The sequence below is a fragment of the Agromyces sp. H17E-10 genome (assembly GCF_022919715.1).
Taxonomy (GTDB): Bacteria; Actinomycetota; Actinomycetes; order Actinomycetales; family Microbacteriaceae; genus Agromyces.
Genome location: NZ_CP095042.1, coordinates 1896755 through 1912488 on the forward strand (window position 1 = coordinate 1896755; position 15734 = coordinate 1912488).

General features: G+C 71.7%; 15 protein-coding genes. 4 read left to right on the forward strand and 11 right to left on the reverse strand.

Annotated elements, in window-relative coordinates; all coding sequences use genetic code 11:
- Positions 1 to 47 precede the first annotated feature (47 nt).
- From MUN74_RS08470 to MUN74_RS08515, 10 genes are all read right to left on the reverse strand, one after another.
- Entirely contained in the window at positions 48 to 2870 is a 2823-nt protein-coding gene (locus MUN74_RS08470; RefSeq protein WP_244856045.1) for a glycoside hydrolase family 38 N-terminal domain-containing protein, read from the reverse strand.
- 38 nt (positions 2871 to 2908) lie between these two features.
- The gene (locus MUN74_RS08475) at positions 2909 to 4165 is read right to left on the reverse strand and encodes a CehA/McbA family metallohydrolase (protein WP_244856046.1); all 1257 of its coding nucleotides are present in this window, start codon (positions 4163 to 4165) and stop codon (positions 2909 to 2911) included.
- Positions 4166 to 4169: 4 nt separating this feature from the next.
- On the reverse strand, positions 4170 to 5249 hold the full coding sequence (locus MUN74_RS08480; protein WP_244856047.1) for an ABC transporter ATP-binding protein: 1080 nt from the start codon (positions 5247 to 5249) through the stop codon (positions 4170 to 4172).
- Positions 5249 to 6109: a carbohydrate ABC transporter permease gene (locus MUN74_RS08485; protein WP_244856048.1), complete on the reverse strand. Its 861-nt coding sequence runs from the start codon at positions 6107 to 6109 to the stop codon at positions 5249 to 5251. Before MUN74_RS08485 ends, MUN74_RS08480 begins: the two co-directional genes overlap by 1 nt.
- Complete coding sequence (locus MUN74_RS08490) at positions 6106 to 7041, reverse strand: carbohydrate ABC transporter permease (protein ID WP_244856049.1); 936 nt, start codon at positions 7039 to 7041, stop codon at positions 6106 to 6108. The genes MUN74_RS08485 and MUN74_RS08490 overlap by 4 nt, the downstream gene beginning before the upstream one ends.
- Positions 7041 to 8444 carry an extracellular solute-binding protein gene (locus tag MUN74_RS08495; RefSeq protein ID WP_244856050.1) on the reverse strand — a complete coding sequence of 468 codons (1404 nt, stop codon included), beginning with the start codon at positions 8442 to 8444 and terminating at the stop codon, positions 7041 to 7043. Before MUN74_RS08495 ends, MUN74_RS08490 begins: the two co-directional genes overlap by 1 nt.
- Before the next feature lie 60 nt (positions 8445 to 8504).
- Positions 8505 to 9719 (reverse strand): Gfo/Idh/MocA family protein, encoded by a 1215-nt coding sequence (locus MUN74_RS08500; protein ID WP_244856051.1) that lies wholly within the window; start codon positions 9717 to 9719, stop codon positions 8505 to 8507.
- On the reverse strand, positions 9716 to 10630 hold the full coding sequence (locus MUN74_RS08505; protein ID WP_244856052.1) for a TIM barrel protein: 915 nt from the start codon (positions 10628 to 10630) through the stop codon (positions 9716 to 9718). Before MUN74_RS08505 ends, MUN74_RS08500 begins: the two co-directional genes overlap by 4 nt.
- Positions 10631 to 10819: 189 nt before the next feature.
- Complete coding sequence (locus MUN74_RS08510; protein WP_244856053.1) at positions 10820 to 11440, reverse strand: DUF1349 domain-containing protein; 621 nt, start codon at positions 11438 to 11440, stop codon at positions 10820 to 10822.
- A gap of 50 nt (positions 11441 to 11490) precedes the next feature.
- A complete protein-coding gene (locus tag MUN74_RS08515; protein WP_244856054.1) occupies positions 11491 to 12159 on the reverse strand; it encodes a hypothetical protein in 669 nt (222 codons plus the stop codon).
- Positions 12160 to 12269: 110 nt separating this feature from the next.
- Between MUN74_RS08515 and MUN74_RS08520 the strand changes: the two genes are divergently transcribed.
- Positions 12270 to 12896: a GIY-YIG nuclease family protein gene (locus MUN74_RS08520; RefSeq protein WP_244856055.1), complete on the forward strand. Its 627-nt coding sequence runs from the start codon at positions 12270 to 12272 to the stop codon at positions 12894 to 12896.
- A gap of 52 nt (positions 12897 to 12948) precedes the next feature.
- On the opposite strand, the gene MUN74_RS08525 is transcribed toward MUN74_RS08520, so the two are convergent.
- Complete coding sequence (locus MUN74_RS08525; RefSeq protein ID WP_244856056.1) at positions 12949 to 13197, reverse strand: hypothetical protein; 249 nt, start codon at positions 13195 to 13197, stop codon at positions 12949 to 12951.
- A 45-nt stretch (positions 13198 to 13242) separates the two neighbouring features.
- Between MUN74_RS08525 and MUN74_RS08530 the strand changes: the two genes are divergently transcribed.
- The 3 genes from MUN74_RS08530 to MUN74_RS08540 all read left to right on the forward strand — a co-directional run bounded on the left by MUN74_RS08530 (position 13243) and on the right by MUN74_RS08540 (position 15725).
- On the forward strand, positions 13243 to 13743 hold the full coding sequence (locus tag MUN74_RS08530; RefSeq protein ID WP_244856057.1) for a MarR family winged helix-turn-helix transcriptional regulator: 501 nt from the start codon (positions 13243 to 13245) through the stop codon (positions 13741 to 13743).
- A gap of 204 nt (positions 13744 to 13947) precedes the next feature.
- A complete protein-coding gene (locus MUN74_RS08535) occupies positions 13948 to 14844 on the forward strand; it encodes a hypothetical protein (protein ID WP_244856058.1) in 897 nt (298 codons plus the stop codon).
- Positions 14727 to 15725 carry an HNH endonuclease signature motif containing protein gene (locus tag MUN74_RS08540; RefSeq protein WP_244856059.1) on the forward strand — a complete coding sequence of 333 codons (999 nt, stop codon included), beginning with the start codon at positions 14727 to 14729 and terminating at the stop codon, positions 15723 to 15725. Before MUN74_RS08535 ends, MUN74_RS08540 begins: the two co-directional genes overlap by 118 nt.
- Positions 15726 to 15734 lie beyond the last annotated feature (9 nt).

The window sequence follows — 15734 nt, forward strand, 5'->3', positions numbered from 1 at the left end:
CACTTGTTCGGTTGTTCTGACAGTAGACGGTGCGGGGCGTGCGGCTCTCACCCGCGACCGGGGGTCGCGTCATCCGTCGAAACCGCGCGCCGCCGGAACGTCTCGATGCGCGACGGCCCGATCTCGAACGCCGAGAGGTCGACCTCGTGCTCGAGCACCTCGCCTGCGAGATCGGTGCGATCCCAGACGCCGTCGGCCCGCACCGCGAGCGGCTGCGCCGCACCCCGGTAGTTGACGAATCGCGCCTCGAGCACGGCCGCGCCCGCGGCATCCGTGACGGTGCGCAGCGATTCGAGCACGACGTCGCCGCCGACCTCGACGACCGAGCCGTCGGGCAGGTCGTCGGCCGCGCCGGCGGCCCCGCCGGCGCCCGCGACGCCGCCGACCACCGCAGGCCCGCCGCGGGTGCCGCGCACGACTTCGGGCTCGCTGCGCAGCAGCTCGGCCCAACGTGCCGCGCCCGACTCGGCCCAGCCGGCCGCCGACGGCAGCACGGCGAACGTGGTGCGCACGCGCGTGCCGAGGTACTGCGCGCCCGGCACCTCGAACTGACCGCCGGCCGGCTCGTCGCGCAGCGGGTGCACGTTGACGCTCATCATGCCGACCGCGCGCACGAGGGTGAGCGCGATCGCGTCGTCGCCCGACCTATCGCCTGCGACGACCTCGTACTCCGAGTGCTTCGTCACGAGCAGGCTCGCCCGGCCGGCGTGCACGAAGCGTGCCGCCGGGTACGTCGGCAGCGGGAACTCGCCCCAGCCGCCCTCGCCCTCGCGTCCGCGCTCGGTCACGACGTACTGGCCGGCCGCCGACGATCCGGGCAGCTCGTGCTCGGCCGTCGGCACGAGCACGCGCAGGCGGTGGTCGGCGGCGGGGTTCACGAAGTCGACCTCGACGCGCAGCATCGGCTCGCCCTCGCGCAGTTCGATCACGGTGTCGACGACGAGCGGCACGGATGCCTCGGAGCGGGCGTCGGGATCGCGGGCGTCGAGCCGCGCGGGTACGGCGTAGCGGCGCCGCACCCGCAGCCGGCCGCGCAGCGGCCCGACCTCGAGCACCGAGACCTCGACCTCGTCGGGGTCGGTGACGGCCGACGCCGAGGCGACCGGGCCGTAGTTGTACGAGTCGCCGCGGTCGCCCTCGTCGACGAGGCGCAGCGCATCGCGCAGGACGGTGCCGTCGGCGGCTTCGATGGTGACGTTGCCGTGCTCGTCGACGGTCGCGGTGAGCTGCCGGTTCGCGAGGGTGCGGTCGCCGACCGTCACGGGGTCGTCGGTCGCCGTCGCCGTCGTGGGGTCGAGCTCGGCGAGCGCGACGCCCCCGACGTCGACGCCGACGAGCGCGACGCGTCGCGGGTCGGCGATGATCTCGACGCGCCAGGTGCGCTCACCCGACGGGTCGGAGGCGATGCGCCGCTCGAGCTCCTCGGTGAACGCGGCGAGGTCGAAGTCGCCGACGGGCGCCTCCGCGACCTGGAACCGCACGCCCGCGTCGGTGAAGGTCCAGTCGTTGATGAGCTGGCCGAAGAGCTCGCGACCGTGGATGCGGGCGAGCAGCTTGCGCAGCTCGCGGGTCGTCATGGTCTCGTCGCCGAGCAGCTCGGGCAGGGCGTCGAGCAGCTGCACGCCGCTGCCGAGCTCGAGCCGGGCGGGGTCGTGCAGGCGGATCTCGACGTGCGCGCGGCGCGCGAACCCGGTCGGGTTCGCGACGACGTGCCGGTCGGGCGTCGTCGACGCGGCGATGCGTTCCATGGTGCGCAGCACGACGCCGCGGGCGACGTGGGCGGCGGTCGAGAGCCGGCCTTCGACCTCGTTCGCGGTCGCGTCGACGCCGCAGCCGGTCACCGAGTCGTGCGCGGTCGACTCGACGAGCCGGTACCAGGCCGTGTCGAAGAAGGCACGGTGGTCGTCGGAGCCGAAGGCCGCGTCGAGCCGCTCGGCGATGCTCAGGCGGCGCTCGGCGTCGGCCATCGCCTGCTTGAGGTTGGTGCGGATCGAGAAGACCCCCGGCAGCAGGTTGCCCCGTGCGTGCGAGCGCAGCTCGCCCTCGACGACGGGCAACCCGGCGAGCGCCCCCTCGTCACCGGCGGTCCACTCCGGCGCGACCCGGCGCACGTAGCCCTCGGCCGTGTCGACCGTGAGCGCGACACGGCCGTCGCCGCCCGCTGCGTTCGCCGCCTCCACGACCTGCATGAGGTCCGCCGGCGGCGCACTGTGGTCGGTGCCGAGCATGCCGAGCACGGGCTCGTGGCCGTACCGGCTCGCGACCTGGTCGCGGTACTCGCGCACGAGCCCGTCGAGCTGCCCGGGCAGGGCGAAGAGGTCGAGCGCGTTGCCGTAGCCGTCCATGAGGTACTCGGCGCGCACCGTCGAGCCGTCGGGCGCAACCCACGCGAAGGCGTGCGCGTCGACCCGGGCGGGCACGCCTCGCCACATCATCGCGTCGCGCACGCCGAACCCGCGCAGCAGTTGCGGCATCTGCGCCGAGTGGCCGAACATGTCGGGCAGGTAGCCCAGCCGCATCTCGGGACCGAGTCGGCGGCTCGAGCGCAGGCCGAGCTCGAGGTTGCGCACGATCGTCTCGCCGTCGCACAGGAACTCGTCGAGCAGGATGAGGAACGGCCCGACCGCGAGCTGCCCCCGCTCGACGGCGGCGGCGACGCGCGCCCGCTGCTCGGGCCGCATCTCGAGGTAGTCGTCGACCGCGGCGGCCTGCCCGTCGAGCGTGAACCGGTACCCGGGGTTCTGCTCGAGCGTATCGAGCAGCCGGTCGACCATGTGCACGAGCCGCAACCGGAACACGTCGTGCGGCTCGTACCACTCGCGGTCCCAGTGCGTGTGCGGCACGATGACGAGTTCGTCGGGCAGGTTCATGAATGACTCCAAGGCGAAGAGGCGAGCAGGAACAGCGCTCAGGCGCAGAGCGCCATGACGCGGCGGTCGGCGAGCACGAGGTAGTGGGGGCCGTCTGCGGGGTCGACCGCGAACGACTCGCGGGCCGAGCGCACCGAGCGGCGGCGGCCGAAGCCGTCGACGAGCACGAGCCCCTCGGCGTCGACCGCGACCACCTCGTCGCCGAGCCGCACGAGCGCGGGGGCCCGCATGAGCTCGGGCATGAGCACGGTGCCGTCGAAATGGCCGCTGCCCGTGATCGCGGTGCGACCGGCGCGCACGCCCTCGAGGATGGCCTCCGCCGAGGCATCCTCGGCGGCCACCCACGTGGTCGGGGTGCCCGGCCGTTGCGGCTCCTCGAGCATGTGCACGTCGCTGCCGCCCAGCAGGGTCGCGCCGGCCGGCCACGTGCGGAACCACGCGAACGGCGCCGTCGAGATGAGCTCGAGGAACCAGGTCGCGTGCCAGAGCTCGACCGCGGCGGGCCGGCGCTCGAGCCGGTGCAGCCACGAGCAGTCGCCCGAGATCGGGTGGTTGATGCTGAGGATGCCGCCGCGGCGGTCGACCTCGTCGACCCAGTGCTGCGCGGGCTCGCGGAAGTCGATCCACCCGAGGTCGCCGAACGCGTTCGCGTGTCCTCGGTGGGTCGTGACCTCCTGCCCGGGCAGCAGCGTGATGCCGTGCTTCGCGCCCTCGCCCGGCAGGTGGGCATGGTGGCTCACCGTGTTGTGGTCGGTCACCGCCATGAAATCGAGGCCGGATGCCACGCCGAGTGCCGCGAGCCCGCCGATAGGCAGGCGACCGTCGGAGTGGATCGTGTGCCCGTGGAAGTCGCCCGCGAACCAGGTGAGCCCCGGTTCGGCCGGGAGGCCCCGGTCGCTGCCGCGCACCGCACGGGCGACGGGCGCCGACTCGGGCACGGGCGGCACCGGCCGCGACGCGGGGATCGTGATCTCGACCTCGACGTCGACGCCCGCGAGCGGCACGCGGTGGAGGCCCAGCACGACGTTCCACTCCCCCGGCTCGAGCTCGCCGGGCAGGTATCCCGGCGTGGCATCCGTGGTCGTGATCACGTACTCGGTGCGCGCGCCGCCCGACCAGCCGCGCCACCCGCCCGCCCCGGCGCAGCCGAGGTCGATGCCCGCCTCGGAGGGGTCGAAGCGGATGACGACCTCGAGCGACTCGGTGCCCGCGGGCACCTCGAACGGCACGTTCAGGTACCGGTTCTCGTTCTGCAGGTCGACCGTGACGGGGATGCTGCGGCGGATCGTGGCCATCGCGTCAGCCGATGCGCTCGGTCGACTCGGCGTCGAAGAGCAGGGTCTTCGAGCCCGTCGGCACGAGGTAGCCGTGGTCGCCCGGTGCGGGCTCGTGGTCCTCGGGCACGACGACCTGCAGCTTGTGGCCGTCGACGTTGACCGCGATGAGCACGCTCGCGCCGAGGTTCTCGACGACGCTCACCTCGGCGGCGATCGCGCCTGGCTCCTCGGCCGTGGTCCAGCGCAGGTACTCGGGGCGCACGCCCCAGACGACCGACTGGCCCTCGCGGACGTGGTCCTCGGTGCCGGGCGGCAGCGCCGTCGAGACGTCGCCGCCGCCGATCGCGATCGCCCCGGCCGAGACGGTGGCCGGCACGAGGTTCATCGGGTTCGACCCGATGAAGCCCGCGACGAACGTGTTGTTCGGGCGCTGGAACACCTCGCGCGGCGTGCCGATCTGCTGCAGCTTGCCCGCCTTCATGACCGCGATGCGGTCGGCGAGCGCGAGCGCCTCGGCCTGATCGTGCGTGACGAACACCGTCGTCACGCCGAGGTCGCGCTGCAGCTCCTTGAGGAAGGTGCGGGCCTCGAGTCGCAGGCGGGCGTCGAGGTTCGAGAGCGGCTCGTCGAGCAGCAGCACGTCGGGCCGCGTGGCGACCGCGCGGGCGAGGGCGACGCGCTGCTGCTGGCCGCCCGAGAGCTGGCCGGGCCGGCGCTCGATGAGCCCCTGCAGGCTGAGCCCGTCGCCGACCTTCTCCGCCGTCGCCCGCCGCTCGTCGCGCTTCACGCGCTTGATGCGCAGCGGGTAGGCGATGTTGTCGGCGACGTCCATGTGCGGGAACAGCGCGTAGTCCTGGAAGACCATCGCGACGCCGCGGGCGCCCGGCTCGGCGTCGGTGACATCCCGATCGCCGATCACGAGCTGCCCCGACGAGATCGCCTCGAGGCCCGCGATCGAACGCAGCAGGGTGGTCTTGCCGCAGCCCGAGGGGCCGAGCAGGGCGAAGAACTCGCCGTCGACGATCTCGACGTCGACCTCGTCGACGCCGCGCACCCCGCCGGGGTACTCCTTGACGAGTCGGGTGGCGTTGATACCGGCCATCAGGACTTGATCCCTCCATGGAAGCGGAAACCGTAGCGACGGTTCACGACGAAGTAGATGATGAGGACGGGAGCGGAGAACAGCAGGGCGAAGGCCGAGATGAGCCGGAGGTCGGCCTGTCCGCTCTCGGTGTAGAAGGTGTACATGACGACGGCCGCGGGCTGCAGGTCGGGGCTGCGCAGCAGGATGAACGGCACGAGGAAGTTGCCCCAGACCTGCACGATCGTCCAGATCGCGATGAACGCGAGGCCGGGCCGCGCGATCGGCACGACGACGTCGCGGAGGATGCGGAACGGGCCCGCGCCGTACAGCCGTGCCGACTCCTCGTACGACTTCGGGATCGAGTCCATGAAGTCCTTGAGGATGAAGATCACGGTCGGCAGGATGCCGCCGGCGAGCACGAGCAGCACGCCGGTGTAGGTGTTGATGAGCCCGAGCGAGGTGATGATCTGGAAGGTCGGCACCATCGCCGCGGTGCCCGTCACGATCGACGAGAGCAGCAGCAGCCCGTAGAGGATGCCGTCGCGCCCCGGGATGCGGATGCGGCTCATCGCGTAGGCGGCGAGCGCGCCGAGCACGACGACGATGATCATCGTGCCGACGCCGAGCAGCAGCGAGTTGCCGATCGACCGCATGGCGTACGGGTTCTGGAAGAGGCGCGCGAAGTTGTCGAGCGTCCAGTCGGGCCACGCGAGCGAGAGCGTCGGCGTCGCGTCGAACGGCGCGAGCACGAGCCACACGAGGGGCAGCGCGAACAGCAGGCCGACGATCGTCAGCACGAGGCCGAAGGCGACGCGGGCGACGTAGTGCCGCACGGTCGTGTTCGCCGCGACCTTGCGCACGGTTGCGGGGGCGGTCATGCCTTCTTCCTTCCTCTCGACACGCGGATGTAGGCGAGCGCGATGACGAGGTTGATGAGCAGCATGATGAGCGAGATCGCCGCACCGAGGCCGAGCTGGCCGCCCGGGATCGCCGTCTCGTAGATGTAGACGGAGAGGATCTCGGTCTTGCCGTTCGGGCCGCCCGCCGTGACGAGGTACGGCGTGAAGGTGTTGAACGTCCACAGCGTGATGAGCAGCGTGTTCGTGAGGATGTGGCCCTTGATGTTCGGGATGATCACGTCGCGCAGCTGCTGCCAGCCAGACGCGCCGACCATCTTCGCGCTCTCGATCTGCGACGGCGGCACGGCGCTCAGCGCCGACGAGAACAGCTGCATCGAGAAGGCGGTGCCCACCCAGATGTTGAAGAGGATGATCGCCTCCATCGGGTGCTCGATCAGCCACGCGTAGCCGTCGGTGCCGAGCAGGCCGTTGAGCGTGCCCGAGCGCCGGTCCATGAGCACGAGCCAGAGGAACGAGGCGACCGAGGCGGGGATCACCCAGGCGGCGAGCACGAGCCCCTCGATGAGGGCCTTCACCCAGCCGTGGATGTTGCGGACCGACCAGGCGAGCGCGAAGCCGATGAGCGTCTGGCCGACGATGCCCGAGGCGACCACGAAGACGAGGGTGAGCCCGAGCGAGTTCCAGAACGACGGATCGGTGAGCGCGTCGATGTAGTTCTCGAACCCGACGAACTCGGGCGACGCGGCCTGCAGGCCGGTCAGCCGGTAGTCGGTCATGCCGAGCCAGATGGTCCAGACCGCGGGGAACAGCAGGAACAGGCCGATGATGATCAGGGCGGGGGCGACGAAGATTCCGGCGCGGGCCGTGCCGAGGCCCGCGACGTCGTCGGCCCGCCGCCGGCGGGGAGCGATCGCGCTCCCCGCCGGCGTCGTGGTGGTGCTAGCCGTCATCAGTCACCCGAGACCGCGTCGTCGCCGACGATGTCCTTGAGCGAGTCGACGTAGGTGGCGAGGGCGTCGTCGACGCTCGTGCCCGAGACGACGTCGAGGCTGGCCTGCTGCATCGCGGTCGAGACCTGCGGGTACGCCGCGAGCGGCGGACGGTAGGCGGTGATCGGCAGCACCTCTTCGCTGACGTAGGTCAGCATCGGGTCCTCCGAGAGGATCTCGTCGTTGACGTCGGTGCGCGGCGTGATCGAGATCGTGCCCTCGTTGCGGGCCTCGTAGGCCTCCTTCGAGTTCATGAACGCGAGCAGCTCCCAGGCGAGCTCGGGGTGGTCGCTGTTCGGGTTGAGCACGCGGCCGGTGCCGCCCGACATCGAGACGAAGTCCTGGTCGTCGACACCCGAGCCGGGCTTCATCGCGGGGATCTTCGTGTAGCCGACGACCTCGTCGCGGTTCGCCATCGGCGCGGTGCCGACGCCCTCTTCGGGGTTGACGACGCTGCGCCAGAAGTAGTCGCCCTCGAGCAGGATGCCGATCTGGTTCGCGGCGAACATCTGGAACGAGGTGTCGCGGCCGGCGGCCTCCTGCTGGAGCACGGCGTCGCCGAGCTTCTCGTCGACGTAGATCGTCTTGTAGAGGTCGAGCACGTCGCGCATGCCGTCGGTGTCGCCGACCCACTTGCCGTCCTCGTAGACCTGCTCGCCGGTGCCGACGAGGGCGGGCAGCATGCCCTGCATGGTCGTCGCCTCGCCCATCGCGGTGCCCGCGTTGAGCTGGATCGGGGTGACGCCGTCGAGCTTCTTGAGCGCCTTGCCGGCCTCGATCACGTCGTCCCAGCTCTCGGGCTGCCAGTCCTCGGGCAGGCCGGCCTGCTTGAACAGGTCCTTGTTGTAGTAGAGCACGCGGCCGTCGGCGCCCTGCGGCACGCCGTAGCGGTCGCCGTCGAACGAGACGGCGTTCTGCACGGCCTCGGGGATCTGGTCCCAGCCCTCCCAGCCATCGACCGCGTCGCCGCCGACGTCGCTGAGCGGCTTGATGTACCCGGCCTCGGCGAACTCGCCGACCCAGATGCCGTCCATGCCGATGATGTCGGAGCCCTCGCCCGACTGCAGGTCGAGCGCGATCTTCGTCTTGTAGTTCTCGTCGTCGACGCCCTGGGGCTCGAACTCGACGGTGACGTCCTTGCCCTCCTCCTTCATGGCGTCCTCGAACTGCGGGATCACCCAGTCGGTGACCCAGTCGGCCTCGGCGGCGTTCTTGCCGCCCGTGATGGCGTTGGCCGTGATGGTGAGGGTGACGGGCCCGTTCTCGTCCTCGCTCTGTTCACCGGAGCATCCGGTGAACACGAGGGCGCCGGCGGCGGCGAGCGCGATCGCCGCGACGGTCTTTCGCCTGCTGTGGTGGATCATCTTCGACCTCTCTCTGATTCCCCGCCGGCAGGGTGACCGGCGGGCGGGTGGTGCGTCTGATTACGAGGCGGATGCCTCGGCGCCGGCGTCGACCGGCGTACCGAGTGCCTCGGCGAGGGCGCGGAGCATCCGCTGGCCCACGACGATGTCGGCGGCGCCCTCGGCGACCGAGGGGCCCGGTGCGGGGAGCCCGGCGACGAGTGCCGCGAAGCTGCGGAGCTCGTGCTCGAACGCCTCCTCCTGCATCCACCGGGTCTCGCTGCGTCGCGCGCCGAGCCGGTCGGCGTTCTCGACGACGGTGAGCACGGTGGGCACGTTGAGCACGTACGGCACCGAGAAGACCAGCGAGATGCTGCCCTCCTCGTGGTGGAAGGTCACGGTCTCGCGGTACTCGGGGTAGCGCGGGATGAAGTGCCAGTCGACCGACCACGGCACGGCGGCATGCTCGGCGAGCATGCCGCCGAGGCTCAGCGAACCGGGGAAGCCGCCCGTGTGGCGGGCCCGGTCGACCGTGCCGATGCCGCCGACGAGGTGCCGCAGCAGGCCGGTGTCGTGCACGATCGAGCCGAGCACGACGTTCGTGTAGAGCTTCGGCAGGTCGCCGTCGGCGTCGCCGATGGCCGCGTCGACCGAGGCGTCGGTGGCCGCGGTGAGCGTCGCGAGCAGGTCGGCGGGCACGTCGGCGGGCGGTGCCTGCAGGTTCGCGAAGGCGAGCTGGGCGCCGTCGGCGGGATGCAGCACCTCGACCGTCACCGCGCGGAGTTCGACGCGCTGGAGCAGGGCCTTCGCCTCGGCCGAGGCCGGGTCGTGCTCCTTCATGTAGCCGACCCGCACCTGGTCGGCGAGGTCGACGCCGCGCTCGGCGGCGACGGCGCGCAGCGTCTCGACCTCGCCGAGCGAGAAGGCGAGCGGCTTCTCGGCGAGCACGCGGATGCCTGCGCCGACGAGCTTCGCGACGTCGGGGGCGTGCGAGCCGCTGGTCGCGAGGATCGCGCCGTCGACGGCGACCTCGCCCGCTGCGACCGCGGCGATGAGCGCGTCGATCGAGTCGAACGCGGCGACGCCCGTGCCCGAGGCTGCGGCGATGCCCTGCGCGCGCGACGACGACAGGTCGACGACGGCCGTCAGCACGATGCGGTCGGCGTTGCGGCGGATGAGCGGCAGGTGCACGCTCTGGCTGATGGCACCCAGGCCGATGACCGCGAGGTTCACGGGGTCGTGGGCCGTCGCATCCCCGAGTTCGCCCGTACGGTCGGGCGCGTCGAAGCCGGTCATGCGAACCACCGCCGCAGGCGCTCGCGGTTGGCGACTTGATCGGTGCGGGCGCGGTCGACGTCGGCCGCGTCCTGCAGGATCACGTCCTGCTCGACGACGAGCCAGCCGTCGAAGCCCGAGTCGACGACGGCGTCGACGATGCGGTCGACGTCGAGGTCGCCCTCGCCGAGCGCGACGAACATGCGGCGCTGCCAGACGTCGCGCATGGGGTCGTCGGAGCCGGAGGCTGCGGCGAGCACCGAACGGTCGGCGTCCTTGAGGTGCACGTGGTTGATGCGGCTCGACCAGCGGGCGAAGTCGGCGACCGGGTCGCCGCCGCCGATCAGCAGGTGGCCCGTGTCGAAGGTGAGGTCGATGTCGGTGTCGGCGAGCAGGCGCTCGATCTCGCGGGGCGTCTCGACGTACGTGCACGCGTGATGGTGGAACGTCGGCTCGAGCCCTGCGGCGCGAGTGGCGTCTGCGACGCGCTGCACGCGGGCCGCGAAGCGGGCCCAGCGCGCGTCGTCGAGCTCGAGCTCGGGTGCTCCGCCCGGGCGGGCCTTGCGCTCGGGCGAGCCCGAGTCGGCGATCGTGGGCTTCGGCGCGAGCGCGCCGGCCGGTGCTGCGGCGGCCGCGGCGGCGAAGAGGTCGAGCACGGGCGCGAGACCGGCGAAGGATGCCTCGAACCCGTCGTCATCGGCGGAGAAGGGCAGGTCGACCCATCCCCCGGCGAGCGCGAGACCGTGACGCGCGAGCAGGGCGGGCAGCGTCTCGCGGTCGCCGAACAGGCCGACCGGACCGAGGTCGACGCCCTCATAGCCCGCCTCGGCGACCCAGGCGGCGAGCTGCTCGCCGTCGGGCAGCGGAACGAGACCGGGGATGGACAGTTCGAAGACGCCGTAGCTGACGGGGGCGTTCGCTGTTCGGATCAACCGAGGTTCCTCTCAACCGCGGAGACGCACCTGCGCTGTCTCCGCGGTCAAGAATACTAAGTTCTGACATATTCACAACATGACAGGACAAAGTCTCCCCGGCGGGTTGAGGAGCGAGCGCAGCGAGCGTCTCGAAACCCCCGTCGGCGGGTTGAGGAGCGAGCGCAGCGAGCGTCTCGAAACCCCTGCTCAGCCCGCCGGCGGCTCCGCGTGCAACTCGACATCCGCCGCCGCGAGCGCCCAGCGCGTGAACCGCACCTCGAGCCCCTCCCGCAGCGGCGCGCAGAGCATCGGTCCGGCTTGCGCGGCGGCATCCGTGCCGGTTGCGAACGGCGCGACCCGCAGGGTGCGCCACGGGCCGTCGTCGGCTCGCGCCCGCAGGGTGACCGCGTCGCCCGCTTCGCCGCCGCGGCTGGCCCGAACGGTCACGAGCCGCCCGGTCCAGTCGGGCACCGGCGCGAGCGACCAGTCGGACACCTCGTTCGTCACGACGGCACCGAGGTGCGGCACGCCGTCGGAGATCTCGATGCCGGCCTTCACCCAGTGCGTCTCGTCGACCCACAGCAGCAGCCCGGCCTGGTCGTAGAGCCCCGTGAGCGTCGAGGTGTCGAACGTCACCTCGACGGCCGCATCCACCGGCCAGTCGCCGAGCAGCCCGTGCCCGTCGTCGTGCACGAACCCGTAGTGCGTGGTTCGCCAGTAGTCGCTGCCAGCGACAGCCCTCACCACCAGCGCGTCGCCCGCCGATCGCGACCCGGCGGGGTCTCTCGTCCAGCGTCCTTCGGCCCATTCCACGTCGCGCGACTGCATGCGACCACGCTAGTCGGGACGCGAGCGGTCGCGCAGGGCCGCCGCAATCCTCAGCCCACGTACCCGCGGAACGGGTTCGCCTCCTCCTCGCGCCGCTCGCGCTCGGACTCGGCCTCGCGCAGGTCGCGCTCGAGGTCGCCGAGCAGGTCGCGCAGCCGGTCGTCGCGCTCGACCTCGTAGGTCTCGTCGACCTCGATCTCGGGCCAGCCGCTGCCCCACTCGCGGGCGAGGCGGGCGTCGATCGCGCCGGCCACGTCGTCCCACGCCTCGTTGCGGGCGCGCTCGGCGAAGCTCGCGAGGTACTCGGGGTCGCCGCGGCGGGTCCACAGCTCTTTCGCGATCGCGGCGTAGACCTGCTCGCGGCGGCGCAGGTTCGCCGCGTCGGCCTTGCGGTAGTCGTGCTCGTTCGAGGCGCGCCCCTCGCGCTTCGCGGCGGTCGCCCGGTCTTCGGAGGTGCGTTCGGCGACCTCGTCGGCCTCCTGCACGAGCTCGTAGAGCACCTCGCGCGCGGCGGCGGCGGCGCGGTCGTTGTCGAACGGCTCGTCGCCGCGCAGCGCGTGCATCACGAAGCGGTTGCGCAGCGCCATGCGCCCGGCCGCCTCGGCGACGAGGAGGCCTTCTGCGAGCATCTCGTCGAAGGTCGGCGGGGTGACCTCGGGCAGCGCGCTGCGGTCGAACGGCTTGAACCGCTTCGCCCGCTTTCTGCGCCAGAACGCCATGACTCACGCCCCTCGAACACCGATGTCCGACGCCACACGACGTCGGAGAACGAGCCTATCGCGGCGCGCCGACGGGCGGCCATGTCGGCGGCCGAACGTACGGTTGCGGCATGGTTGCGAAGCGGTTCGGCGGGTCGAGAGCCGCCGCCGGCGCTGTCGAGACGGATGCCCCGACCGCCCCCTGTTCGATCGTCGAGGCCGACGGCGCGCGGTGTTCGAACTCCGTCGCAGCGGGAGCCCCGATCGCACTCTGCGCCGGTCACCTGCTCGTCGCCTACGACTGGATCGCTCGCGAAGCAGGCGAGCTCGACCTGCTGCCGAGCCCCTGTCCCGCATGCGGCGCACGGGTCGGCGTGCACTACCCCTCGGGATGGATCTGCGCCGACTGCGAGTGGCGCTACGGGGAGGTGCCCGACCGTCCCGTCGACGACGATCCGGTCGAGGTGGTCTACTACCTGCGCTATCGCGACCAGGTGAAGATCGGCACTTCGGCCAACCCGCGCCAGCGCGTCGCGAGTCTTCCCCACGACGAGGTGCTCGCCTTCGAGCGCGGCGGGCGGCGGCTCGAGCGCCGGAGGCACGAGCAGTTCGCGGCGTACCGGGGTGCGGGCACCGAATGGTTCGACGTGCACGACGCGCTGCTCGAGCACATCGCCGAGCTGGCGGCGGGCGTCGACGACCCGTGGCTGCAGTACGACCGCTGGGTGAGCCGGCACCTCGCGCGCCCGCGCCTGTAGGTCGGTCGAGTAGGCGCGAAGCGCCGTATCGAGACCACCGCCCGAACGGCTCCTACTCCGCCGCGGCCGCGGGCACCGGGCAGTGCAACTGGGTGCGTTCGCCCGAACGGTCGATCTCGTGCGCCGACATCGCGGCGCCGCACAGCGGGCAGGTCGGCGCAGTGGCCGGCTTCGGCTCCTCGTCGTAGGGGCCGAGCGGCGGCGGGCCGATGTACGGCAGCAGCTTGGCGTTGAGCCGGTCGATGAACCCGGCGTAGCCGCGCTGGGCTCCGGGTTCGACCGTCTTCCTCTTTCGTGTCACAATCGTTAGTGTACTAACAATTCGTCCGCAAGTCATAATGGAGCCATGACCGAGCACACCGCCACCGTCGAGATCGACCGCTCCGAGGCATCCGCACCCGTCGATGCCGACGGCCCCGTCGACCTGCTCGCCCTCGAGAACCAGGTGTGCTTCGCCCTCGCGGTCGCCGCCCGGGGCGTGATCGGCGTGTACCGTCCGATCCTCGAGCCGCTCGGCCTCACCCACCCGCAGTACCTCGTGATGCTCGCGCTCTGGCAGCGCAGCCCGCGCACGGTGCGCGACCTCGGCGAGGCGCTGCAGCTCGAGCCCGCGACGCTCTCACCGCTGCTCAAGCGCCTCGAGGCCCAGGGCTACCTCACGCGCACGCGCAACCCGCACGACGAGCGCGCGCTCGACGTGGCGCTGACCGACACCGGGCGGGCGTTGCGCGAGCAGGCGCTGTCGATCCCGCCGCAGGTCGTCGACCGGCTCGGCATGAGCCTCACCGAGCTCGGCGCGCTGCGCGACCGGTTGAGCGAGGTCATCGCCGCGGTGCAGCGGGGCTGATCGCGGCGGCGCAGCGGGCTGATCGGGTCAACTCAGCGGGCTCATGCTCGAGTTGTTCGCGGATGCCTCGAAGCGACATCGCTCGGCCGCCTGAGCCATGTCCGGCACGGGCGATTCGGGCGATTCGGGCGGCGCTCGACTCCAGCCTCGATGCAATGACTCGAACCTTCATACGATGTCGGTGGGTGGTGAGACCATACATGTATGGCAGAGATGTTCGAGCTCGCACCCGCCGGGGTGGCGCTGCTCGATGCGCCGGCTGCCTCGCTCGCGCCGACCTGCCCGTCCGATAGGCGATTCTCGCTCGATGTGCCGTTCGATGCGCCGTTCTCGCCCGACCCGTTCGCGGAGTGGGATCCGTTCGACCTGCTCGGCCCCCTCGATCGTCTCCGTGATCCCGGCGAGTTCATCGACTCGGCCGACATCATCGACATCAGGCCACCATTCGACACATCGCAGTTCATCGGCACCGCCGGGTCGACCGGCGCCGCCGGGTCGATCGGCACTGCCGGGTCGATCCGCACCGCCGGGTCGACCACCTCGGATGCGACGATCGCTGACACGTCGGCGCCGCCTGACGCGATGACTGATCTGCGGGCGGCGCTCGATGCGGCCGAGCAGGCGCAGCAGGCGGCCAACCGGGCGATGGCCGCCCATCTCGGCGCGTGCCGGGCCGCGCTCGACGCGGCCGCCCGCAATCCTGCCCTGTACCTGCACCCCGGGTCGCTCGGCGACCGTGACGCATCCGAACTCGCGGTCCGTGCCGCGGCCACCGAGTTGTCGATGCGGCTCCACCTCCCGGTCGGCACGATCCGAAACCGTGCACACGAAGCGACCGTGCTGCACGACCGGCTCCCCGCCTGTGGGCCGGCTTCGCCGCCGGAACGGTCACCTACACCGACGCGAGGGTCGCGGTCGACACGGCGGCCGGGTTCCCGCCCGGCGACGCCCGCCTCCGCGTTCTCGACGACGCCCTCGTCGACGTGGCCGGCAACGTCACCACCGCCCGGTTCCGGCAACGGGCGAAAACGATCCGCGCGGGCCTCGACCGCGACGAACCACCCGCACGGCACGCTCGCACGTTCACCGAACGCCGCGTGATCGCCGAGTACGCCGACGACGGCATGGGCTGGCTCAACCTCTACACGTCGCAGGTCGAGATCGCGAAGATCATGGCTCGCATCGACGCCACCGCCCGCCGCGACGCCGGCACCCAGGGCGAGACCCGCACCCTCGACCAGCTCCGCGCCGACACCGCGACGGCGTGGCTCACCGGCGCCGAAACCCCGACCGCGGCGCGTGCCGAGATCATCATCACCGTCCCGCTCCTCAACATCGCCCGCACCGCCGCCGCCGATCGCCCGTCGGCAGAGCGACCAGCAGCGGTCCGAGAGGCTCTCCGCGGCCCCGGGATCGACACGGACATCCGCACCGACGCCCACACCGAGATCGCCACCGCCACCGCCACCGCCACCGCCACCGCCACCGACGAAGCCGCTGTCCCAATCCCCGGCACCGACACGGGCGCCGGCGCGGTCAACCGGCCACCCGTCAGCGGCACCCGCAACGAGTACGCGATGCTCGACGGTGTCGGCCCGATCGACGACGTCACCGCTCTGAAGCTCCTCAGCGAAGCATCCTCGTTCCTCCGCCTCGCCACCGACCCGATCACCGCGGCACCGCTCGCCCTCGACCGCACCCGCTACCGGCCCACCCGGGCGCAACGCCTCTGGCTCGCCCTGGTCTACGAACGCTGCACCCGCGCCGCCTGCAACCGGCCTGCGATCAGCACCGACCTCGACCACCGAACCGCCTGGACCAGCAGCGGCGGCCCCACGAACACCGACAACCTCTGCCCGCTCTGCCGCGGCGACCACGTGCTCAAGCACTGCACCCTCTACACCCAGACCCTGAACTCCGACCAGACCATCACCTGGACAAGCCCCACCGGACGCAGCTACACCGACCCACCGCCCTTCTGACCGGGTCCG

Bases quoted from the DNA above. Each gene is read 5' to 3' on its own strand.
- MUN74_RS08490 (WP_244856049.1), bottom strand. From the start codon at position 7,041: ATGACGGCTAGCACCACCACGACGCCGGCGGGGAGCGCGATCGCTCCC.
- MUN74_RS08510 (WP_244856053.1), bottom strand. From the start codon at position 11,440: ATGCAGTCGCGCGACGTGGAATGGGCCGAAGGACGCTGGACGAGAGAC.
- MUN74_RS08480 (WP_244856047.1), bottom strand. From the start codon at position 5,249: ATGGCCGGTATCAACGCCACCCGACTCGTCAAGGAGTACCCCGGCGGG.
- MUN74_RS08520 (WP_244856055.1), top strand. From the start codon at position 12,270: ATGGTTGCGAAGCGGTTCGGCGGGTCGAGAGCCGCCGCCGGCGCTGTC.
- MUN74_RS08500 (WP_244856051.1), bottom strand. From the start codon at position 9,719: ATGACCGGCTTCGACGCGCCCGACCGTACGGGCGAACTCGGGGATGCG.
- MUN74_RS08530 (WP_244856057.1), top strand. From the start codon at position 13,243: ATGACCGAGCACACCGCCACCGTCGAGATCGACCGCTCCGAGGCATCC.
- MUN74_RS08475 (WP_244856046.1), bottom strand. From the start codon at position 4,165: ATGGCCACGATCCGCCGCAGCATCCCCGTCACGGTCGACCTGCAGAAC.
- MUN74_RS08470 (WP_244856045.1), bottom strand. From the start codon at position 2,870: ATGAACCTGCCCGACGAACTCGTCATCGTGCCGCACACGCACTGGGAC.
- MUN74_RS08535 (WP_244856058.1), top strand. From the start codon at position 13,948: ATGGCAGAGATGTTCGAGCTCGCACCCGCCGGGGTGGCGCTGCTCGAT.
- MUN74_RS08485 (WP_244856048.1), bottom strand. From the start codon at position 6,109: ATGACCGCCCCCGCAACCGTGCGCAAGGTCGCGGCGAACACGACCGTG.
- MUN74_RS08515 (WP_244856054.1), bottom strand. From the start codon at position 12,159: ATGGCGTTCTGGCGCAGAAAGCGGGCGAAGCGGTTCAAGCCGTTCGAC.
- MUN74_RS08495 (WP_244856050.1), bottom strand. From the start codon at position 8,444: ATGATCCACCACAGCAGGCGAAAGACCGTCGCGGCGATCGCGCTCGCC.